This window comes from Bifidobacterium sp. UTCIF-1, assembly GCF_006408915.1.
Lineage (GTDB): Bacteria > Actinomycetota > Actinomycetes > Actinomycetales > Bifidobacteriaceae > Bifidobacterium > Bifidobacterium reuteri.
The window spans coordinates 61842-83452 of record NZ_JFAG01000017.1 but is presented as its reverse complement, the minus strand read 5'-3'; the positions used below and the strand labels follow the sequence as shown (position 1 = coordinate 83452).

Genomic DNA, 21611 nt, shown 5'->3' with positions numbered 1-21611 from the left:
ACCGGGTTGTCCGCTTTACGGCAGTGTCATGAAATCGGTGTTTTTGAGGTAGTTTTTGCCGGCGGTGATGTCGTATTGGATGAGCTTGTAGTCGGCGAGCAGCTGCTTGGTCCCCTCGTCGAAGTCCTCGGTGGACATCGGCTCGCCATCCTGGTCCAGATAGATGCTCTGGCCTTCGGGGATGCGCTCCCAACCCTGGATCTGGTTGACCACCGGTGGCTCCATGGCGGCGATCTTCGCGTGCATCTCAGTCAGGAACGCCAGATACGGCGACACCTTGGCGTCCATATGCTCGGCGGCCTGGGCCACGAAGAAGTTCGGTGAGGAATAGGCGGCGTCATCGGTCTTGACGCCCTGGGTGCCGGACGCCTTGTTCGACCAGATGAAGTAATCGGTCAGATGCAGGGCCAAGGAGTTGCCGTCATCCTGGCTGGCCGAGGAATAGATGCCGGGCAGGTGGTCGCCGTAGAACACCACGGTGACCGGCTTGTCCAGCTTGTCCAATTCGTCCAGGAATTCCTTCGTGGCCTGATCGGTGATCGACGCGCCCTTCTGATAGGTTTCGATCGACTCCTGCTCATCCTTCTCCAATGGCGTGCCGGTGGTGGATTCGACGGTGAAGTCGTTGTCCTTGTACCACTCGTGGTAGGGCATGTGGTTCTGCATCGTGATGATCTGGATGAACTTGTTCGCGGTGCCGTCCTTGATGCCCTCAAGCGCCGAATCGTACGAGGATTTGTCGGAGACATAGGGCGAATCGTCGATCTTGTCCTGGTATTTGATCACATCAGGGCCGGTCAGCGTATAGAAGTGCGAGAATCCGAACTTCTTGTAGTTCGTGGCGCGTGAATACATGCTCGACTCGTAGGGGTGGTAGCCAAGCGAATTCGCGGGCGCGCCCCACATCTGGTTGATGGTGGGCGCCCAATGAGCGCCGGGCACCAGCTGCTGGTACGGGCTGGTGAGAGAGGAGTCGAAGTTGGCCATCGACAGGCCGGTCAACCCCATGTATTCGAGGTTCGCGGTGCCGCCGCCATAGCCCGAGGAGAGCATCAGACCCGAGGTCGTGTTCTCCTTGATCTTGCGGATATTGGGCATGGAGTCCTTGTTGACCTTCAGCCCGGGCACACGGCTCGGGTCGGAGAATGATTCGGACAGCACGTACACCACGGTGGAATCGTTGAGATTGTTGGCGCGGGAGGCGTTGATCCGCTTGGCCTCCTGCTCGTAGCGCGCCGCCACCTCCTTCATGGTCTGCTCGGAATAGTCGCCCGGCTTATCCATGATCTTGGGGTTGACCTGACGGGTGAAGGCCACGAGCGGGCCGTTGCGCTGCGCATCATAGACCGAATCCCACATGGAGGGCTTGTCGCCCATGCCCAAGGAGAGCTTGTTGGCCCAGGAATCCGTGGTGCTCACCTGCATGCAGTACAGGGAGAAGGCAAGCAGTGGCAGCAACAGCAGAATCAACCGGGAGGCGAAGCTCAGCCCCATGTTCCCGGTGCGGATCATACGGCCTTGGCGCCCATCGAAATGACGCAGCACCAGAATAAGCGCCACCAATGCGATGAATGCGCCCAGCGCCACCAAAATGGTCACGTGGGCCCCGGCCGGGATGAAGGTGAGCATGTTGCCGGTGTTGGTGCCGAGGAATCCGAGATCGGCGGGCAGGATAGCCTCATATCGGATCTCCACCTTGAAATGCTCGATCGCGGCCACGAAGATGCCGGCCGCGAGGATCACGATGCTGGCCGTCCAGAACCGGTTGAACAGCATGAGCAGCGCCAGATACAGCAACCCGACCAATATCACGTTCAGCAGGAACACGAAATTGCCGTCGGTCCACATTTTGCTGACGAATCCGAAGCCGACCGTGGGGCTGGAAAGCTGCACACGCGTGGAGCTGGAGGAGACACCCACTTCGAGCGCCGCCACGGCGATGATGTCGAATACGAGGAACAGCACGCCGTACAACCAGCCGGGGAACGGCTTGTGCGGGTGCTTCGGGGTGACTTCGTCCGCCTCGGCCCGGTTCTCCCAGAGCCGCCAACGGAACTTCGATGTGGTGTTACTGGTGTTCTCGCTCATTCGCCTGCAGTTTACCTATTGTTTCTTCAATATTTCCAAAGGGCTATTGTTACCGCACAACCTTGGGGAATCATGATCATGCGACGATTCTTTACGGTTCTCTGACTCCTCAGAATAGTGCAAAGGGTGCCTCGGCATAACCGAAGCACCCGTATACAAGGAGCCTTCCCCAATAGCTCGCGTTCTCACTATCCCTATGCGAACCGCGCTATTCGATCGGCTTATTGATTATGATCACGCACCGTTGTGTCTGTTGCGCATTACCGCCTGTCGCCAAGTCACTTCACTGCGGCGGCGAACTGATCGACCAGGGCATCCATCCAGTCGAGCAGGTTGTCGTATTCGGACGGCATCTGTTCGGTGAGTTCCACGATCGGCACGTTGGCATCCTTGGCCGCACCGGTGATCTGATCGGTGGTGGAGTTGGCCTCCTGGGAGTTGAAGACCAGCATCTTGATGGAGCCGCCCTTCAGCGCGTCCTGGAAGTCCTTGATGTCGGCCGGGGTCGGCTCGCTCTCGTTGGCGGAGGCCTGCGCATAGCCCTTCGGCGTGGCGTCGCTCATCTTGAGGTCGTCGGCCAGATACCACGCCACGGATTCAGTGGCGGCATAGGGCAGGTTCGCCGTCTTGGCGGACGTCTCCTTGATCTTGGACTCGAGCTTGTCCTCCTTGGCGTGCCAGTCCTTGTTGAGCTGAGCGTAGTCGTCCTTGTTGTCCGGGTCGGCCTTCTGATAGGCGGCGGTGATGGCGTCGGCGGTGGCGGAGCGGACCTCGGCGGAGAACCAGACGTGCGGGTTGTCGCCCTCCTTGATGCCGGCGGTTTCGGCGGCGTCAACCAGCGTGGCATTGGTGGACCCGGCCGCCTTGGATGCCCACGGGTCGTAGTCGGCGCCGTTGACCACAGCCACCTTGGCCGAGCCGAACTTGGCTACGTCCGCGGCCGTGGGCTCGTAGTCGTGCGCCTCCACGTTGGTCTTGGTCATGATATTGGTGACTTCGACGTTGTCGCCGCCAAGGTCGGCGGCCACCGAACCCCACTGGTTGATGGAGGCGACGACCTCGATCTTGCCGGAGGATGCGGCGGCGCTGGAATCGGACTTGGTGTTGCTGTCGGCGTTGCTGGAGCCGCAGGCGGCCATCGAGAACAGGGTCGCGGCAGCAGCCGCGACGGCGAATGCACGCTTGGCATTGGACATGATGGACATGGTTTGGGTTTCCTCTCTATTTCAACTGCCAGGCCGGGCGATGCTGATGCTGTTGCATCATCGCCCGGCCACCGAGACGACAGAATAACACATATTGAGAACTATTATCATTTGCATTTGTTTCGGCGTGTTCTCATTCGGCCGCGCGACCCGTCACAATCTTCAACACCCGGCCCTCCGTAACGCAGCAACACAGCAAAACACAGCATGACCAAGCAATGCCGAACGACACAGATCGCGATGCTCTCATCCACCTGACCTATTCACCCAATTCCAATCAGCCCTGCATCAGCGCGCACTCAGACACGTGGCACCGTTGCACCGGACGCCACACCCACCAGCTCCATCAGACTTACGGTATGGGCGTCCTCGCATATCAGCGCATCGCAGTCGGCTATAGCGCGAATGATGTCACGGCACCGGCACTCACCATCCGCATCCAGATGACGCGCCAAACAGCCGGCTCCGACCACCGGCAGCTCCAATACGCACGAAGACTCTCGAATCAGGCGGGAGACCACGGCACCAGTGGAGCGCTCATCATAGACGCCATCCTCCTCACCCAAGCCATAGAGACACAGCCGATCGTCGTCGAAGAACCGCTCCTCGAACTCGTCAAGACCCACCGCATTGGCGACGACACCGACGAACAACGGCATACTCCAGTCATCAAGGCGGAACAAATCCGTCAGATACTGCGCCACCAGAGAGCCCTCCAAACCGACCGGCAACGAGACAAGGAACGCCTCAGGCATGGTAAACGACAGGGATTCCGGCGACGCGGACGCGGAAATCCCCATAGCATCCGACAACCCATTCGACTCAATCCTTGGCGGCACTTCCGATCCCACCCCGACACCTGTTGCAAACGCCGAGCATATTGACTTCAGCACGCGTCCGACGTCATGCTTCACCGTGCAACTCATGCAGCATTCCTCCAAGGCGAACGAGTCGGTCTTCCCGAATGCCAGATCGTCGGCTCGCGGTCGAGTAATCGTACGCACGATGTCCAGCCCGGACTCGACGGCGGCATTCGGACGCACGTCATAGGCGATCGAGCATATGGACGGACAGGAATCAGCCAACGAAAACGCAACGGCATCAAGACTGAGCCGATCCGCCCCTGTGAGCAGCACCACCGGCACGCCAGCGCCGCGTTCCGCGTTTCCCAATGATTGCAATACCGGATGAATCATAACGACCTTTCTTTTTGATAATGGTTATCATTATGGTGTATAGTCTGCAATCATGTCCAAACAATGTCAAATCCTGGGCACGCATGCCTCCACCGGCAATCGCGTCTCCCATTCGCATCGGAAAACCAAACGAACCTTCTCGCCTAATCTGCAAACGAAGCGGTATTGGGCCCCGTCTCTGGGACGCACCATCACACTCACCGTGAGCGCCAAAGGCATGAAGACCATCGACCGCATCGGCATCGAAGCGGCGCTCGCTCGCATCCGCCGCAACCAGAACGTCAACCGATGACTCGCGCCCGATACTCGCTCGGCAGACACTGGCTGCTCGACGCGGGCGACGCTCATCAGCCCTGCGATGCGCACTCGGCAGGAAACCATTAGGCACCCAACAGCCATCCGTCAGATACCTGAGATGCAACCAACAGACAACCAATAGAAAGCAGTCGAAGCATCATGTCAAGCAAATCATCGGAGATCAGACCGGTCATCACCCTTAAATCCACGGCGGGAACCGGCTTCACCTACACGACCCGCAAGAACCGACGCAACACGCCGGACCGACTCGAACTGCTGAAGTTCGACCCGGTGGTGCGCAGGCGCGTCGTCTTCCGGGAATCGCGCTGAACAGGAGGAAATCCCATGGCCAAAACCAGCAAAATCAACCGACAAATGCAGCGCGAACGCATCGTGGCGAAATATGCCGAACGGCGAGCGCAATACAAGCGGGACAGCGTCAACCCGCACCTGCCGCCCGAGGAACGGGCCGAAGCCATGCGCAAACTGCATGCGCTCCCCCGCGACGCCAGCCCGACCCGCCTACGTAACCGGGACTCCATCGACGGGCGGCCGCGAGCCTTCAACCGCAAGTTCGGGCTTTCGCGCATCAATCTGCGCGAAAAGGCGCATAAGGGCGAATTGCCCGGCGTAGTGAAATCAAGCTGGTGACCCACAAACCGTAGATAAGAAGCAACACCATGAAAGTCAAATCCTCCATTCGATCGCTGGCGCGTAAGGACGGCTCCTACGTCGTCCGGCGCCGCGGACATCTGTACGTCATCAATAAGAAGAATCCGCATTGGAAAGCGAGGCAAGGCTGATGGCACTGCCGAAATACCGGACCTCACGGTCGCACACCCGCTCACGCCGAGCCAATTGGAAGGCGAAAGTTCCACAGTTGGCCACGGTCACCACACCGGAAGGCGAAGTCGTCCAGGTTCCCCAGAATCTGGCCGCAGCCGTACGGAAGGGGTATATGAAGCCCTAATGTCCCGCGTGTCCTGCGTCGGAAATGTGTTGACAAGCAGAGCACACCCAGAAACTGAACAATCAGAACAATACGAACAATCAGGTAGAAAGCCCAAACATGACTAACCCAAACGCTAGCCAGCCCACACCCGAAACCAATCCCGATGCTCGCGCAGCCATCGGCGAACGCCGCAAGCCAATCATCGCCGCCATCGCCGCATTCTGCGTCGGCGCGCTGCTCGCCGGCGGCATTGTCGGCGGATTCGCCTACGCAAGACAAGGCCAGACGTCCGGCGGTGAGCCCGGCGGCAGCACCACGGCGACGGCTGCGGATTCCTGCGACACGACATTCACCGTGGTCGCCTCGGTGAATCAGTGGGGTTCGCTTGCCGAGCAACTCGGCGGCTCCTGTGCCGAAGTCACTTCGCTGATCAACTCGACCTCCGCCGATCCGCATGATTACGAGGCCACCGCCTCGGACCTCGCGAAGCTCGCCAAGGCCGACATCGTGGTGCTCAACGGCGCCGGATACGACGGCTGGGCGGAAAAGGCTCAGCTTAACCCGGACAAGCAGACCATCGTGAACGTGGGCGACCTCATGGGCATCACCGCCACCGAGGAGCACTCCCACGAGCATGAGGAAGGCGAGGAAGGCGAGGAGGGTCACCACCATCACCACGGCTCCACGAACCCCCACGTGTGGTTCAGCCCCGAAGGCGTGCTCAAGGCCGCCGAGGCAATCAACGACGCCTACGTGACCAAGGCAGGCGAGAACTCGAAGACCGCCGCCACCGTGCAGCGCCACTTCAACGAGTGGAACGGCGAGTACGCCGACTTCGTCGCCCTCGTGAACAAGGGCCGCGCCGCGGGAGTCGAACGCAACTACGTGGCGACCGAGTCGATCATCAGCTACCTGCTCGATTACATCGGTGCGACCGACAAGACCCCCGAAACCTACACCAACGCGATGAACAGTGAGTCCGAGCCGTCCGCCGCCGACCTCAAGAACGCGATGGACATCGTCGCCAGCGACGACGTGGACATCCTCGTCGTCAACCCGCAGGAGATGGGCGGCTTCGCCAAGAAGCTCAACGAAGCCGCGCTCTCCAGCAACAAGACGATCATCTCCGCCACCGAACAGCTGCCCGAAAACCAGAAGACACTGCTCGGCTGGCTCACCCTGATCGCCAAGCAGGCGCTGGCCACCGACACCACGAACGGCTTCTTCCTCACGCAGGACGTCAAAGACCGCACCCTGTCCGATTACGAGGGCGAATGGCAGTCCGTATACCCGTACCTTCAGGACGGCACACTCGACACGGTGATGGAGGCAAAGGCCAAGAAGGGCGACATGACCGCCGAGGAGTACAAGCAGTACTACGACACCGGATACAAGACCGACGTGGAGAAGATCGTCATCACGGGCAACCAGATGAGCTTCACCCGCGACGGCAAGACCGCTACCGCCACCTACCAGTACGACGGATTCAGAATCCTCGACTACGCCAAGGGCAACCGCGGCGTAAGGTTCCTGTTCACCGCCACCGGCGACGTGCCCGAGGGCGCACCGAAGGTCGTGCAGTTCTCCGACCACGGCATCGCGCCGGGCAAGTCCGCCCACTTCCACATCTTCATGGGTGACTCCTCCCAGGAGGAGACCCTGAAGGAGATGGACAACTGGCCCACCTACTACCCGGCGTCGATGAGCGGCGAGGAGATCGCCACGGAGATTCTGGCGCACTGAGCCATACCCGCGGCGTCGTCCCGAGCCGGCCCCTGAACCACCACTTGCGCCCCGATCGGAAACATGTTTCTCCGCCGATCGGGGCGCATCATCATGTCTCGCCATTCTTCGGGCACGACGGCACCGGCGCACCGGACCGGCGCGACCATGGCGTCAGGTTCGCGGATTTCCCGCACAACCATCCGACTTGCCTTCTAAACGATAACCACTATCATTATCCAATGGGAGAGGAGGGGAATACAGTGACCAATCACGACGGACAACAGCGCGACGAGCGCGCGGAGTCGCCCAACCCCCGCATCACCAGACCGCGCATGCTGATCGAGCAGACACTGTCGGAGTTGTCGCGCTTCGCCACCGCTCAGGAGATCACCGACATCCTGCGCAACCGAGGCACGCGCATCGGCACCACCACCGCATACCGGAATCTGCAGATGATGGCCGGCCAAGGAAAACTCGACATCATTCATCTCGACGGCGAAACCCTGTACCGCGCCTGCACCGACCATCGTCACCACCACCACATCATGTGCCGGAGTTGCGGGAAGACCATAGAAATCGAGATTCCAGGGCTGGAACAGTGGATCGATCAGGCGGCGGCCAAACTGCACTACATCAACGTCGCCCATGAGCTGGAAATCTACGGCCTGTGCCCCCGCTGCGCGCAGAAGGTCATCGACAGTGCCCACGACGGCGACGGGCAGCGAAACCGGTAACCACTTTCACTAACTTCCACACGCACCGCGCGCGTCTTATCCTTTCAATCGAAAACCATGGACACATTGAAAGGAAAACTTATGACCATCAAAACCATCGACCAGCACGCCTACGAAATCGTCACCGAGGAAGGCACCTTCGCCGTCTGCAAGGACACGCTCGCCAAGTTCGACATCTCCGCCCACGAGCACGGCGTTGCCGCATGCGGCTGCTGCGGCTGCTGCCTGACCGGCGACTGCTGCGACGACAACGACTGCATGCACGGAACCGACGAGCAGTGCGAGGGCAAGGCCTGCATTCACACCTGCCACGAGAACCGCGAAGGCCACGAGTGCGCCTTCTGCCACCTCGCCTTCGACACCAACGAGAAGTGCCACGAGGAGATCCTCGCCGATCTCAAGGAGCTGAAGGCCGAACTCGCCGCCTGAAAAACGATTTGTCCGGCCCGTGCGATGAGTGAATTCATCGCGCGGGCCGGGGCCACAGGCCGTGCACCCCTTCCCTTCCAAGCGGGCGTCCCCCGTCATTTAAGAGAGGTACCCCCCTCAGAATGACGAGGGACGCCCGCTATGCATACGCCGCGATTACGCGCGATGCCGCGCACGGATCGACGCCCTGCACGAACCGGCGCTGCATACAAACCCCGAGCCGCCGCCCAAAACGATGAGAAACACCACAATCCCCGCCATCGTCGGCACCGATTCGCGCCGTGTTGCGCTTTCCCCTCCCCCACGTGAATCGGAAGGCACGCGGACACCCGATACGAGAAGCCTATGGGTGTTCACCCCATACGGGGTGCAGGTCATCAGCGTGACGCGGTCCTCTCCGGGAACAATCAGCAGTTGCGTCGAGCTTGTCAAATTGTTTGTGTTTGGGGTTTTGTTTTTGTTTTTTAGAGGTATGGTTCCATGCGTTCGGGATACGCGGCGGCGAGTTGGGCCAGGGCCTGTTTCCAGTTGGTGGTGACCCGCCCCTCGATGAGACGGCATTCGCTTTTATGGCGTTTGCCTTTCCCGGTCTTCTCCCGTTGTCTGGCCCGTTTGTCCTCGATGTCGCAGATCGCGAGCCACAGGAGCTTGACGACGGCCTGGTCGTTGGGGAACTGGCTGCGGTTGCGGCCGGCCTTCCTCAACTGATAGTTCAATGATTCGATGCTGTTGGTGGTGTAGATGACACGGCGCAGCATCGGCGGGAACTGGAGGAACGGTATGAACCGGTCCCAGGCCCGCTCCCACGTGGCAGCCACGGACGGGTACCGGCGTCCGAGCTCGCTTTGCCTGAACTCGTCCAACGCCTTGCGCGCCTGCCCGGAATCGACCGCCTCGTACACCCGCCTCAGATCCCTGCACACGGCCTTGCGGTCATGGTCGGCCACGAACCTGTTGGCCGCGCGGATCAGATGCACCACGCAGGTCTGCACCATCGCCTGCGGCCATGTCGCCTCTATCGCCTCGGGCAGGCCCTTCAACCCGTCGCAGCACACGATCATCACGTCCGTGACGCCCCTGTTGGCGATCTCGGCGCACACGTGCGCCCAGAACGAGGAGCCCTCCGCATCCTGGACCCAGATGCCCAGCACGTGCTTGAGGCCGTCCATATCGACGCCGACCGCGAGATGCGCGGCCTTCGACACGACCCTGCCCCCATCCCTGACCTTCACGCGTATCGCGTCCAGGTACATGACCGGATAGAACTCGTCCAACGGGCGCTCCTGCCATTCGAGCACCGCGTCGGCCACCGCGTCGGTGACCGACGAGATCGTCTCGTGCGACAGTTCGGTGCCCACGGTCTTGGCGAGATGATGCTGGATGTCGCGCACCGTCATGCCGCCCGCGTACAGGCTGACGATCATGTCGTCCAGACCACCGAGCCGTCTGGAGCACTTCGGCACCAGCCTCGGCGTGAACGAGCCGTCGCGGTCCCGCGGCACCTGGATCGTCACGGGCCCGACCCCGGTGGCCAGGGTCTTCGGATACGAGCCGTTCCGCGAATTCCCCGTGCCGCTGGCCGCCTTGCCGTCACGGTCTCCCGCCTCATAGCCCAGATGCGAGGTCATCTCCGCCTCCAGGCCGCGCTCCAGGGCCGCGCGCACCAGTTCCGGGATCAGACCCCCATCGCCGGCCGGCTCCACATCGCCCCTGTCTATACGCTCGAACAGGGAATCCAACGAACCCGACGAAACAAGACCATCCACCAGCTCACGGGCGGAACCCACGGCAACGGCACCATCGCCGCACCCTACTTCATCATGCGAGGTCACCATCATAATATCCTTTCACCCGGCAACCCCATACACAAACAATTAGACACCCTCGTTGCGTCACGTCATCGGGCTCTATCACGCTGATGCGGTCGACGCGGTAGTCCATGCTCCTGCCCAGCACGTCGATCGAGAACCTGTCGCCGACCGCGACCTCGTCAAGATGGGTGAACATCACATCCCGCACCAACCCGCTGTGCGCCGTGATGACCGCATGCGTGGAGGGCCCGCCCACCGGCAGCGACGTGCCGTACAGATGGCCGGCGCCGCGCGCCAACGTCTGCTCGCCGGTGCCATGCCCTATCGGCAGATCCACATGGATGACGCCGATGCGGATCGACCCCATGACCCCTGCGGAGATATCCAGCAATCTGCTGTATCGCGAGCGTTCCCCGTCATCCCTCGTTCCGGCGGAATCCGATGGAACCGTCGACCATTCGCCCAGGACCGGCTGCCCGCGCGTCGCCAGTACGTCGTTGTATCGGCGGGCCGCATCCAGCATGCGCTCACGTTCCCGTGCGCTCCTGTACCGTGCAGCTTGCGCGACCTCCGCGGCGCGACGCTCATGGCCAGCCTGCCGCACCATGCGCGCCCCGAATACGCCGACGATCAGAAGCAGCGCCACCAGCAGATACGCCACACCTCTCAGCAACAGCCGCCGCCCACGCCGCTCCCTCCGGTCAATGACGGCACACACTCCCCCTTCGCAACGCCGTACCGTCGCGACATCCCTCATCGTTCGCATAACTCCTCCCGAACCGGCGACGCCCAACGCGTTCGGTTCCGTGACGCACCCCGAGGCGTCACGGAACCGAACGAGACCCATCAGACGGACAGCCGGCAAGCCGAATGATCGCGTACCGTCATCGACGGCGCGCCGTCTTGAGCAGTCGCGCCTTGACGACGTTGCCGACTCCCAACGCACCCAATCCCACGGCGAGCGCCACGATCGCCGTGATACCCGCACCACCGGTCAGCGGCAACTGGGCGATGGTCTTCACGTTCGCCACGCGATAGTCCGAGGTGCCCGGATCATGGGAGACCAGCCCGAGCACATCGTCCTGGGGATCGGTGTACTCGACCGACTGCAGCTTCTTCTGCCGGGAGGTGGCGCCGGATACGAATGTCGGCTTCACTTCGAAAGAGAAGGAAGGCAGAGCATAGTCCGGGTACCCCTCCGGAGCCTTGGTCTCCAGCACGGTCTGCACGCCGGAGTCCACACCCGTGACGGAGACCGTGCCCTTGGCATCACCGTCGGAGGCGGTCACGAAGCTCTCGTCCCTGCCGGAGACGGCGAACTCCGCACCGCCCAGCAGTTGGGACGGATCGGCCTTGTCGGTTTTGGTCAAGCCGAACCCGTAGGTGTAGGCGTAGATGTAGTTGTCTTCACTGCCGAACGCGCATGCCGCGTTGGCACACGCCTGCGCGGTATGCGTCAGATCGGTGGGCGTGCTGGAGTACGACAGGGACGAGGTGATCGGATTGCCTTCCACGCCCTGCGGCGTGGAGACAGCGGCAGCATCGGTGAGCCGCACCTTCGCATCCACGGTCAGGGAGCCTCCGTCAAGCACCTTGTTCGCCCCCTGTCCGTTGACGTACTTGCCGAAATCGATGGTGGCGATGCCGCCGGGCGTCACGTCGAAGTCCTTGCCGGCCTCGAGCCTCTGCACCGTCGCGCCGTCCACGGATGTGACGGTCGCCACCACTTCGCTGCCGTCGAATTCGATGCCGGAACCGTCCTCGCCGCCATCCTCGCCGAACGCCAGCGCCAGCGAGTAGATGCGCCCACCCAGCGGATACCCGGTGTACGAGGGAATCGTGGTGGAGACCTGTGTGTAGAAGTCATGCCCGATGGCGAAATCCGGCTGGTCGACGATGCGGAATGTGCCCTTCTCGGTCTTCTCCGCCAAGGCGAGGTCCACCGTGGGCACGTTCTGGTTCTTCAGATTCACCTTGCCGAGCGGATGCGCGGGGTCGAACGACGCTCCGGACGCGTCGGTGGAGACGAGAATCGGAATCGAGCCGATGGTCGCTCCGAAATCGATGCCCTGATCGTCTACGAGCAGCCAGATGCCTTCGTCCACCTCGAAGAACCGGTTCTGGTCGTTGTAGACGAGGACCTCGTCGGGCTCGATCTCCGTGTCGCCGGAGACGATGTCTTTGGCGAGGGCGTCGGCGAACGCCCTCAGCTTGGGATTGGAGTCCCATGGCTTCGCATTGTCCTGGGGGTCAGAGAATGCGGTGGCCACATACCGCAGCGGGTCGGAATCCACGACGCCCGCAGATTCATGCAACGCCGTCGAGGCCACGGAGGCGTATTTCTCGTTGGTGGTGACGTCGACACCTTTCAGTACGCCATCCTCCACCCGGGCGTTGGAGTACGTGCCGACGCGGTACGCCTTGAAACGGTGTTCGCCGGAGACACCAGTGGGCGTGCCACTGATTTCGATGGACGTGTCGGTGATGGCCGGATCTCCGGCGGCATCGGTGGAGGCGAATGCCGGAGCCGCCACGCCCGCCAGCGCCGACATGGACAACGCCGCTGCGCATCCCACTGCGGTTATTTTGCTCATGCCCTTCATGGGCACCTTCTTTCTATCTGCCTCAGGCAGCTGTGACAGGGCCGCCACGCCCGTCGACGGCAAGCCGCGGGGCGCGGGGCGGGATGGGTCCCATCCCGTTCGGCCATACAAGGCAGCGATGCTCGCCGCCTCCATCATTATTGATAATGATTCTCATTTTAACAATCTGTGGCGTGTCGCAGCTTGCTGGATGCGACTTGCGAGATTCAACACGCAGGATGTATCTCGCGGGATACACGGTTTGCTGGATATGCCGTTCCCGTACCCAGTGCCCTGCGTCGTAAATTCGTTTATCTCATTCCCAGTTCCCCTTGTCAGGAGAGCCTGCCCGCGAAGAAGGCCTGAGGGGCAGTCAATTCATCAACGAATTTGCGGCGCGAGATACAAGGTGTTTGTTTCATGCCGGGACTTCACTTCCGTGCTGTATTGCTTCAATGCTTGTTCGGCAGGTTGAGCGGTGTTTCCCGCAGTGTGACACCAACCTGCCAGAGCACATCCTCGTTGCAAGGGGTACATCGCGCGCGTTGCGAACACCCATCTGCGCTACGAGGGGTATCCAAACCTCGATATCCTGGGTACGCACGGCGGAATACCGGCCCTCACGGTCTGGAATCCCCGTGAACCCCCGGTCCAGGCACCCCTCGTAAGCCACATAGAAGTCCGCAGCACCCCGTATCAACCCCTCGTCACCGAGATAGCACAGGCAGGTCAGCGCCTGGCGGTGAAAAAGGCCGTGAGAAGCGCGGCGCACTCCCCCTCGCGCACACCGCCATACTCCCATCAGTTCCGTCCGAGTCCCACCGACCCATCCAAGCCAGACAGCGGAAGCCACACGAAGCAACAGCGCACCCCAGCGGCGGATTGTACGAAGCAATGGGCTGTTCTTCGTGCAAACCGCCGCCGACCTCATCCCAGTGACCGCATTATTAGAAATGCGATTGTCTCAACGCGTTGTGGTCCACTGATGGTTAATCCAATAGTTTCCTTTACTTAAGTGCAACTGTAAACAACTACTATTGCAGTGATTTGATCGTCTCGAGGAGCGACTGATAGCTGTTGACTTGTTCGTAGCGAACATCGCCGGCTAACTGGAATTCGTTGAACAGTTTTGATGCACAGGCGATTTTGCCTTTTTCGACTTCACGTAATTCAAGCGAACCCATAGTGCCTTTGGTTTCCGCTACGAAGAACAGGTGCTTGATTCCGTCGTCCTCGCGGAACGCGACCGCCCAGTCGGGGGCGTAGTTGCCGACCGGTGTGGGGATCTGGAATCCGCGCGGGAGCTTCGCGTAAACCGCCACTTCATCCGCAGCATCGAGATCCTTGGCGAAGCGTCGTTCCACGCTTTCTTTGGCTGTGCCGTCGGGGAAGACCCAGTCCTGCACGCATTTGCTGGCGCGGTATCCTTCGGCCTCGATGCGTGAGTTGCCTCCCGCGGTGAAGATGCTTGCATCGTATTCGCCTTCGATTCGGTCGTAACAGATGTGGTCCACGACCATGGCGGCCTTCTGCTCGATGATGAGCTTCGACACCTTGGCGATGAACTGTTCCGGATTGTCGGCGAACATGCTGAACTTGGCCGGAGCGATTCGCTTGAGAATCTCGGCTGCACAACGACGGGTGATGCTCGCCCCGCGGGAGATCTCGCCAAGCAGGTCGTAGGCCACACCGTTCGACGCATCCACGTTCATCTCATTGCCGCTGCTGGTCGACTCCCTCACGAAATGGTCGCCGGCAGCCAGTTCGTTGCGATTCGCCTTCTGTTTCTGCAGGCCGCGTGTAATCGAATACGACAGCTTGGAGACAACTAGCTCATTGTCGATGGCTTTGACGGCGTTGCCAACCAACTCATCATCGTCGAAGCTGACCGTGTACGCATACTTGTGGTTGATGCGCTTCCACAACGCCTGAAACTCCTTGCGGTTCCAATTGTCGTTGAGCGGATTGGCCAGCGCCTTCTTCTTGAGCGCGTTTCCGATAAGCATTGACGTCGTGCCTTCCAGCACGGTTTTCAGTGCGAAATCGATTGCGAGCGCTTTGTCCTGCAATGATTCGGGAAGATCCTTGATGGTCTCCTCGTCCAAACCGTGCTCACGGTATTCGTCGGTCAACTTGTCATCGTAATCAATGAGCCCATGCTTGATGAGCACAAAGTGGACGCGATTCGCCTCCTCTTCGGTGAACGTGACCGGCTCGCCGCCGACAGCCTCGCCTCCGAGCTTTTCGGCAGGCACCGTGATACGGGTGAGGAACGCGTTGTCGACCTTGAGAGGGCGTTCGCGCAGGTTGGCGTTGATGTCCTTCTGCAGGGCCTCGGTGAAGTCCGCATAGCTTTCCGAGGCGATCACCGTCAGCAGGTTGACCTCCTGCACCTGATCGGCGCCAAGTACATTCGCATCCTGGCGCACGCCGTCCTTGTTCACGCACAAACGCAAACCGCGGCCGACTTCCTGGCGTTTGCCGGTTTCAGAATCGGAATGCTTGAGCGTGCAGATCTGGAACACGTTCGGATTGTCCCAGCCTTCGCGCAACGCGGAGTGACTGAAGATGAACCGGGTCGGCTCGTCGAAACTCAGCAGGCGTTCCTTGTTTTTGAGGATCAGATCATAAGCGCTGATATCGTCGCTTTCCTGCTCCTTGCCTTTCGTCTTGGAGTCGATGCTATGCCCGTGCTTGTCGATGCTGAAATAGCCGTTGTGCGCGTCATGCGCCCGAGTATGGCGAAGGAATTCGCGATACTGGCCACGGTCCACATCCAGGTAGGTGTTCAGCCAGTCCTGCACGCACGAGTCGTACTCTTCCTCGAAGATGCGCGCGTATTCGCCGGACTGTTCCTCGCCGTTCTCACCGTATTGGCGGTACTTGGCCACCTCGTCGATGAAGAACAGGCTCAGGCATTTGATGCCGCGCGCGTAAAGCATGGCTTCCTTGTCCAAGTGGCTCTTGATGGTCTCCCGGATCTGGATGCGGCGCAGATCGGCTTCGGCGCCATCGTTGAGGATTTCGCCACGGCGCAGGATCGTGCCGTTGAGAAACCGCACGTATCCCAATCCACCGCTCAGCTGGTCGGGCACGATACCGTCCGGCGCGATGGACCAGCCACCCCGGTACGCCTCAAGCTCGCCGGACGCCGTGTACATGTCGTCGTCCACGTCGAAAAGCCCCATGGCTTTGACCACGTTGCCGGCGGCGGACATCTTCTTATGCTCGATGCGCGCCTGGGGAGCATGGTTCGGCTTGACGATGATGTCCTGCAGATACAGGTATCCGTCGGTGCCTCGCATGTTCTCCAGCTCGATGCCCTTGACCTCGATGCGCTTGACCAGACGCTGGTTGTAGGCGTCCAATGCATCCAGCGAATACACAAGGTCATGATGGACCTTGTGGGTAGCCGAATAGTTCAGCACGAACAGCGGCTTGAACAGGGAGACGCCTTTCTGCGTTGCCACACCTCCCATCTTCTGCGGTTCGTCCATGATGATGATCGGGCGCGTGGCCGCGATCACGTCGATCGGCCGGCGCGATCCGAAGTCGTCTCGTTCGGAAAAGATGATGCGCGAATCCTTGCTGCGGCCTCCTTCCTTCATGGAGGTATTGAACGTCTGCATGTTGATGACCATCACCGATACGTCCGGCGACTGGGCGAACGTATCCAAGTCATTCAGATTCGACGAGTTGTACACGAACCAGTTGATGTGCTTCCCATAGCCGGTGTCGTCGTTCACGCCGGAAGTGTAGAAATAGTCGTCCGTCAATGCCAGTGACTTGTCCACGCCCTCACGAATGGCGATGGACGGCACCACGATGATGAACTTCGACCACCCGTACCGACGGTTAAGCTCAAGGATCGTCTTCGTGTACACGAACGTCTTGCCGGTGCCGGTCTCCATTTCCACATCCAATTCGACCGCGCCGTTGCCTTGGAACAGCCGAGGCGAATCAGCCAGTCCTCCGCGGTGCTGGACCTTGTGGATGTTGGCCAGCAATTGCGCTGGGGACAGCATGAGATCGTTGTTGCGATAGCCAGTGTCGTCCAACTCTTCGGACCGCATGTCATCGAATGCGTTCTGCTTGGATTGGTTTTGCAGAATATCCAATTCGCCTTGCTCCGCTTCAGGCGTGAAGACGGGTTCCGGCTTCCCCCATACGCCGACATCACGGATATAACTCACATGCTCTCGGGAAGGCTGCCCCTCGAATACGTCGCATACGGCATTCGCGGCATCAGTCTGATATTGGTATCTGGAAAACTCGAATTTCATGCTTCACCTCATTTTCAGATGATGCGAATCTGCGTCGAACCCTGCCGGGCGTTCGCCGCCTGTTTGAAGATCTCGGTGAAGTTGGTGACCGTCTGGCTGTTCTTCAGACCTGCCTCAGCAACCACCGCATACGACGGTTTCGGGTCGAGCGCCGCCATGCCACGCAGCACCGATTCGGGAATCTCTGCGTCGAAGCACGCCACCAGTTGGCCGCCGTTCACGCTATACACCGTGTGACCGGCGAACGCAGGATCCTCCAGCACCTCGATCGAGGAATCATACGGCAACTGGAGCGACGGGAAGCATTCGAAGAGCTTGTCCAACGAATCACGATCAGCCTTGGATACGTCGACCAAATCATCCAACTCGCCCTGTGTTGTCTCCAGCGGGGAACGACGAGCATCCGCATAATTCGACGAATCCACGCGCAGCACACGGAAACCGATATCCGGCACCTGCTTCGGCTCCGCACCAAGCTCCAACTGCTGGTTCTCCTGCTCGATCTCGGCCTTGATCTTCTCGCCGGCGCGACGAATGCGCTCCTCACCGATCTCGCAGATCGTGTGATAGCCAGCTTTCGCCGCTTCAGAATTCTCGTCGCACACCTCAGGCAATTGCACCATAATGAACTTACGATTGCCACCGTCTCCAGCGTTTAGCTGCATAACGGCATGCGCGGTGGTCGCGGAACCAGAGAAGAAATCAAGGATGATGTCCTCTTCGGATGTTGCCTGCTCCAAACAATAGAGCAACAATCCGACCGATTTAGGGGTATCGAAAATATTCTTACCGAGAAGGGTTTTTGTTTGTAATGTTCCAGCTTCCGCAGAATACTCCGCTCCTATCCAAACGGACTTTGGCTTAATACGTTTTTGGCCGCTAGAGGATAAATAATCCTTTTGAAAGACATCATATTCATTACGCCCAGATACAAGCTGAACAGTAAGTTCATCCAAACGTTGCTGTGCAGTCTCTTTTCCCCATCGCCATCGACCATCACTTCCATCGGAGAGTTTAGGGAGAATTTCTATACTGTCATCAGAAAAAACTAGACTGAGTTTTTTCTGTATTTCAGAATAATAAAAAGGATAGAACATATTCGGACGATCTTCACGTCGTGAACCTGCTCCTCGTTTTCTAAGACCTTGTAAGCGATATTTTCCTTTATCGTCATTTAACTTGTATTCTTGGATGTACTCGGACGGAATAGGAACTCCTAGAGACTCAAAGGACTTTTTCTTATAAATAAGAAGCCCCTCATGTGCAGTAGCGATATATTTATCATCGCTTCTTCCTTTAAAATTATTGACAACCGCGACATCTGCAATACGATTATCACGACCGAAGATTTCGTCTGCAATTTTCTCAAGATTATCTTCTTCATTGGCATCTATGCTGATGAATATAATCCCATCCACAGTGAGCAAATCCCTTGCCAACAACAACCGTGAGTACATCATGGTGCACCAGTCGGAGTGGAATCGGCCGTTGGACTCAGGGTTGGCGACGAGACGTCCGCCGTCCTCATCGTATTCACCGCTGTCACCGGCGTAGTCATCGGCGTTCTTACGGAAATTGTCACGGTAGATGAAGTCATGCCCAGTGTTATACGGCGGATCGATGTAGATCATCTTGATCTTGCCGGCGTACGTCTCGCGCAGGATTTTCAGCGCGTCGAGGTTGTCGCCTTCGATATACAGGTTCTTGGTGTCATCCCAGTTCTTGCTGCGGTCCTTGACTGGGCGAAGTGTCTTGGCGATCGGCTGTCGCGCCTCTTCCTTGGCTGCGCGTTTGCCCGGCCAAGTGAACTGGTAGCGTTCGCGCATACCTTCGGCCACGTCGCCGAGCTGGTCGCGCAACGCATCGAAATCAACCGCACGCTTGACTTCCCCGGTTTGCGGGTCACGCACTTCCGTCGCCACGTTCGGGAACAGTTCGAGTATCTTCTCGATATTCTCCTGTGTGATATCAGGCGTCACCGGTTCGATGCGAGGCACTTCCATGCTGCTCTCCTTTACTCTGTTCTTTCTAACAATTCATTCAACGGGTCATGATCGTAACCGCCGTTTCCCGCCCATAATCATGAACCACGGTTATTTGACTCCGTGCGGCTTGCTGGTTTGCCTGTCGCTCCGACACTACAGTCAACCGGACAAGCACCCATACGATACGCCGAAGACCGCAGCATCGGCACCCATCATTGGATGCCGTAGCGTTGTAAGCGTCCGGTCGCCACCACGACGCTGCCGACCATTGGGCTTCGCCGATAATTCCCCATAGGTATCCGGACGATCATGGGCATGAGGCAAAGGCGCCGATGATGTCGTAACCTGCGTTGAGTTCATCGCACCAAACCTCCACAATTTGATTACCTATGCCGGTTTCATCAGGCGCAATGCACTTATAGCACACTAGAATTCTAACGCTGTGACTTACAGCGTAGACAAGGTACCGTCTATCTTTTCTCCTCGTTTCCACCACATCTCCTGTCTCTCATTATCCCCGATAGAATCCGCAGCGTTAGCGCACAGTCTCGTTAAGCTTGAGTCCACTGATTCGGTACTGATGAGTACGGGCTTTCCATTACTCCCCATGCTCCATAGGACAGCAGGTGTCGTTTCAGTGTCGTGGCCACGAAATTCGCACCAGTATTTTTCAGCATTTTGCAACGTTTGTGAGACCTTTCCCTGCAACAATTGACAGAAGCAAATATTGTATTCACCAAGATTTCTTGGTTTCAATCCACTGTCGATCGCTTGTCGAATCATTTTTTCCGCTTTACCTGGGTCTACCGGAATGAGACAGAACCCTTTTGCGTTCAGTGCTGCTAAATTGCCTGGATATTGCCTAAGGAAGAAATCAAATAATGTCGATGCTTGCTCGTAGTTATCTTTTTTCAGATATGCGAGAGCCGATTCGTATACTTGTGTATACAGGTGATCTTTTAATATAGACTCATCCGAGGAATAAACAGCTCTACGCGCGATAATTTCGATAAGTTCGGACTGCCTTATAGGAATCCTGGTGACTGCCCGCTCTGGAAAGTCCCCGATTTCGTTATCCACTATATATCGATACTCGCGATGTAAAGATGTGGTCAACCATGCGTTCGGGTCAGGTATCAGATATCGATCGCACAACCACTGGTACTGCTCAGATACTGCCGCATCTTCGGATGGCGTTAAACGCAGTTTGTCCCATTCGTCGTCAGATGGCGACTTAAGTTCAATTATGTCTTTCAAATTGGCGGATGCCATCCATTTTGTCAGCATCATGTAGCGATCTGAGAGCGTTCGGGTCGCATCATGACAGGATCCTTTGAGGAGAATCTGCCGCCACCGATCCATGAGTTGTTCCGGATATAGATCGTTCGGAGCAAGGCCCATTGCTCGAAACAGCAATGGTATTGTCACATGACTCGCGAACCCATATCGAAGCACATCTTCGGCGAGGCCATATTTTTCGAGAATGCGCAAAGCCCCAGTAATGATCTGACTTCTGAGAGGTGCGTCCCCTTGATTCGCATTCAAGGGTCGGCTTAGTGCTTCTCCAAGGGCTTGAAAACATGAGCGAATATCGAAAGAAGGGGTTGCCATTAAACCTCCAGCCCTGTTCGCTACATATGATGATATGCAGGATATTGACAATATAGTATATATTATGATAATATGGGAACTGTAGTTTGTCTAGTATCGGCATGATGTTTATTCGTGCTGACATTTCACATGCCTTGACAAGGAGAGCTATGACAATTTTCCAAGCGTCTGATCTCGCAACCAAAAGAACCGAGGTTCTACAAGCAGCTCGCGACGGAAAAGCTGTTATTCGAGATCCACAGGGGCAAGGTTTGGTGATGCTTCCTGAAAGGAAACTGCAGAACCTTGAAAAATACAGTCAGTGGTCAGTGCAGCTTGAACGACTTCGCCGTATAGTCAACTCCAGTAGGCGTCCTTCTGTTGCAGAACTGGGCGAACTTGCGTGGCTGAGAGTGTTCGACAATGAGGATTTGGAATCTTTCTGCGATGATCTTTCGGACCAGCTCATTGCATGCTCCGCTGATGGTGACTACTCGCAGCTCGATCAGATGATTAAAGAATGGAAAATAACCGCTGGTCAACTTGAAGATCCATTACGTAAACGCATCCTGTTGCGCAATGGAGTTGATCCCGCTGAACTGACCGACGCCGTGCCTCTCGCAGAACAGGACGTCACACAGTGATAGACAGCGCATACAATCCTTACGAGCCTACGAGAAGACCTGGCGGGCATCCGAATCAACGCCCCACTTACAGGATAGTGGTGCATCGCA

At 58.3% G+C, this 21611-nt stretch carries 18 protein-coding genes and 1 pseudogene; 9 read left to right on the top strand and 10 right to left on the bottom strand.

All coding sequences use genetic code 11. The annotated features are described in order from the left end of the window. Nucleotides 1–15 precede the first annotated feature (15 nt). From BW09_RS08595 to BW09_RS08585, 3 genes are all read right to left on the bottom strand, one after another. On the bottom strand, nucleotides 16–2088 hold the full coding sequence (locus tag BW09_RS08595; protein WP_140463841.1) for an LTA synthase family protein: 2073 nt from the start codon (nucleotides 2086–2088) through the stop codon (nucleotides 16–18). Nucleotides 2089–2366: 278 nt separating this feature from the next. Next, the gene (locus tag BW09_RS08590) at nucleotides 2367–3293 is read right to left on the bottom strand and encodes a metal ABC transporter solute-binding protein (protein ID WP_140463839.1); all 927 of its coding nucleotides are present in this window, start codon (nucleotides 3291–3293) and stop codon (nucleotides 2367–2369) included. A 299-nt stretch (nucleotides 3294–3592) separates the two neighbouring features. After that, the gene (locus tag BW09_RS08585) at nucleotides 3593–4489 is read right to left on the bottom strand and encodes a hypothetical protein (RefSeq protein WP_258185037.1); all 897 of its coding nucleotides are present in this window, start codon (nucleotides 4487–4489) and stop codon (nucleotides 3593–3595) included. 52 nt (nucleotides 4490–4541) lie between these two features. Between BW09_RS08585 and rpmB the strand changes: the two genes are divergently transcribed. From rpmB to BW09_RS08545, 8 genes are all read left to right on the top strand, one after another. Beyond that, the gene (gene rpmB, locus BW09_RS08580; RefSeq protein ID WP_044089944.1) at nucleotides 4542–4781 is read left to right on the top strand and encodes a 50S ribosomal protein L28; all 240 of its coding nucleotides are present in this window, start codon (nucleotides 4542–4544) and stop codon (nucleotides 4779–4781) included. 164 nt (nucleotides 4782–4945) lie between these two features. Further along, complete coding sequence (rpmG, locus tag BW09_RS08575; protein ID WP_044089945.1) at nucleotides 4946–5116, top strand: 50S ribosomal protein L33; 171 nt, start codon at nucleotides 4946–4948, stop codon at nucleotides 5114–5116. 15 nt (nucleotides 5117–5131) lie between these two features. Beyond that, complete coding sequence (gene rpsN, locus BW09_RS08570) at nucleotides 5132–5437, top strand: 30S ribosomal protein S14 (RefSeq protein WP_140463837.1); 306 nt, start codon at nucleotides 5132–5134, stop codon at nucleotides 5435–5437. A 29-nt stretch (nucleotides 5438–5466) separates the two neighbouring features. Continuing rightward, entirely contained in the window at nucleotides 5467–5589 is a 123-nt protein-coding gene (locus BW09_RS08565; protein WP_003813936.1) for a 50S ribosomal protein L36, read from the top strand. Then, a complete protein-coding gene (gene rpmF / locus BW09_RS08560) occupies nucleotides 5589–5756 on the top strand; it encodes a 50S ribosomal protein L32 (protein WP_094667360.1) in 168 nt (55 codons plus the stop codon). Before BW09_RS08565 ends, rpmF begins: the two co-directional genes overlap by 1 nt. Before the next feature lie 99 nt (nucleotides 5757–5855). Then, nucleotides 5856–7481 carry a metal ABC transporter solute-binding protein, Zn/Mn family gene (locus BW09_RS08555; RefSeq protein ID WP_140463835.1) on the top strand — a complete coding sequence of 542 codons (1626 nt, stop codon included), beginning with the start codon at nucleotides 5856–5858 and terminating at the stop codon, nucleotides 7479–7481. Between the two features lie 242 nt (nucleotides 7482–7723). After that, nucleotides 7724–8197, top strand: coding sequence for a Fur family transcriptional regulator (locus BW09_RS08550; protein ID WP_258185036.1), 474 nt, complete (start codon nucleotides 7724–7726; stop codon nucleotides 8195–8197). 81 nt (nucleotides 8198–8278) lie between these two features. Next, nucleotides 8279–8626, top strand: coding sequence for a lectin-C (locus BW09_RS08545; RefSeq protein ID WP_181161797.1), 348 nt, complete (start codon nucleotides 8279–8281; stop codon nucleotides 8624–8626). 318 nt (nucleotides 8627–8944) lie between these two features. Here BW09_RS08545 and BW09_RS08540 read toward each other — a convergent pair. The 7 genes and pseudogenes from BW09_RS08540 to BW09_RS08510 all read right to left on the bottom strand — a co-directional run. Then, nucleotides 8945–9049 (bottom strand): annotated as a pseudogene (locus BW09_RS08540) (class C sortase); the annotation flags it as partial. A 41-nt stretch (nucleotides 9050–9090) separates the two neighbouring features. Then, a complete protein-coding gene (locus BW09_RS08535; protein WP_140463859.1) occupies nucleotides 9091–10461 on the bottom strand; it encodes an IS256 family transposase in 1371 nt (456 codons plus the stop codon). Beyond that, nucleotides 10445–11098: a class C sortase gene (locus tag BW09_RS08530; RefSeq protein WP_181162098.1), complete on the bottom strand. Its 654-nt coding sequence runs from the start codon at nucleotides 11096–11098 to the stop codon at nucleotides 10445–10447. Before BW09_RS08530 ends, BW09_RS08535 begins: the two co-directional genes overlap by 17 nt. Before the next feature lie 223 nt (nucleotides 11099–11321). Continuing rightward, on the bottom strand, nucleotides 11322–13031 hold the full coding sequence (locus BW09_RS08525; RefSeq protein WP_140463830.1) for a SpaA isopeptide-forming pilin-related protein: 1710 nt from the start codon (nucleotides 13029–13031) through the stop codon (nucleotides 11322–11324). A gap of 1022 nt (nucleotides 13032–14053) precedes the next feature. Further along, entirely contained in the window at nucleotides 14054–17302 is a 3249-nt protein-coding gene (locus tag BW09_RS08520) for a DEAD/DEAH box helicase family protein (protein WP_140463828.1), read from the bottom strand. A gap of 14 nt (nucleotides 17303–17316) precedes the next feature. Next, nucleotides 17317–19305: a site-specific DNA-methyltransferase gene (locus BW09_RS08515; RefSeq protein WP_140463826.1), complete on the bottom strand. Its 1989-nt coding sequence runs from the start codon at nucleotides 19303–19305 to the stop codon at nucleotides 17317–17319. Between the two features lie 429 nt (nucleotides 19306–19734). Next, nucleotides 19735–20898, bottom strand: a complete 1164-nt coding sequence (locus tag BW09_RS08510; protein WP_140464866.1) for a M48 family metallopeptidase — start codon at nucleotides 20896–20898, stop codon at nucleotides 19735–19737. Nucleotides 20899–21047: 149 nt separating this feature from the next. Between BW09_RS08510 and BW09_RS08505 the strand changes: the two genes are divergently transcribed. Continuing rightward, a complete protein-coding gene (locus BW09_RS08505; protein WP_140463324.1) occupies nucleotides 21048–21521 on the top strand; it encodes a hypothetical protein in 474 nt (157 codons plus the stop codon). Nucleotides 21522–21611: the final 90 nt, after the last annotated feature.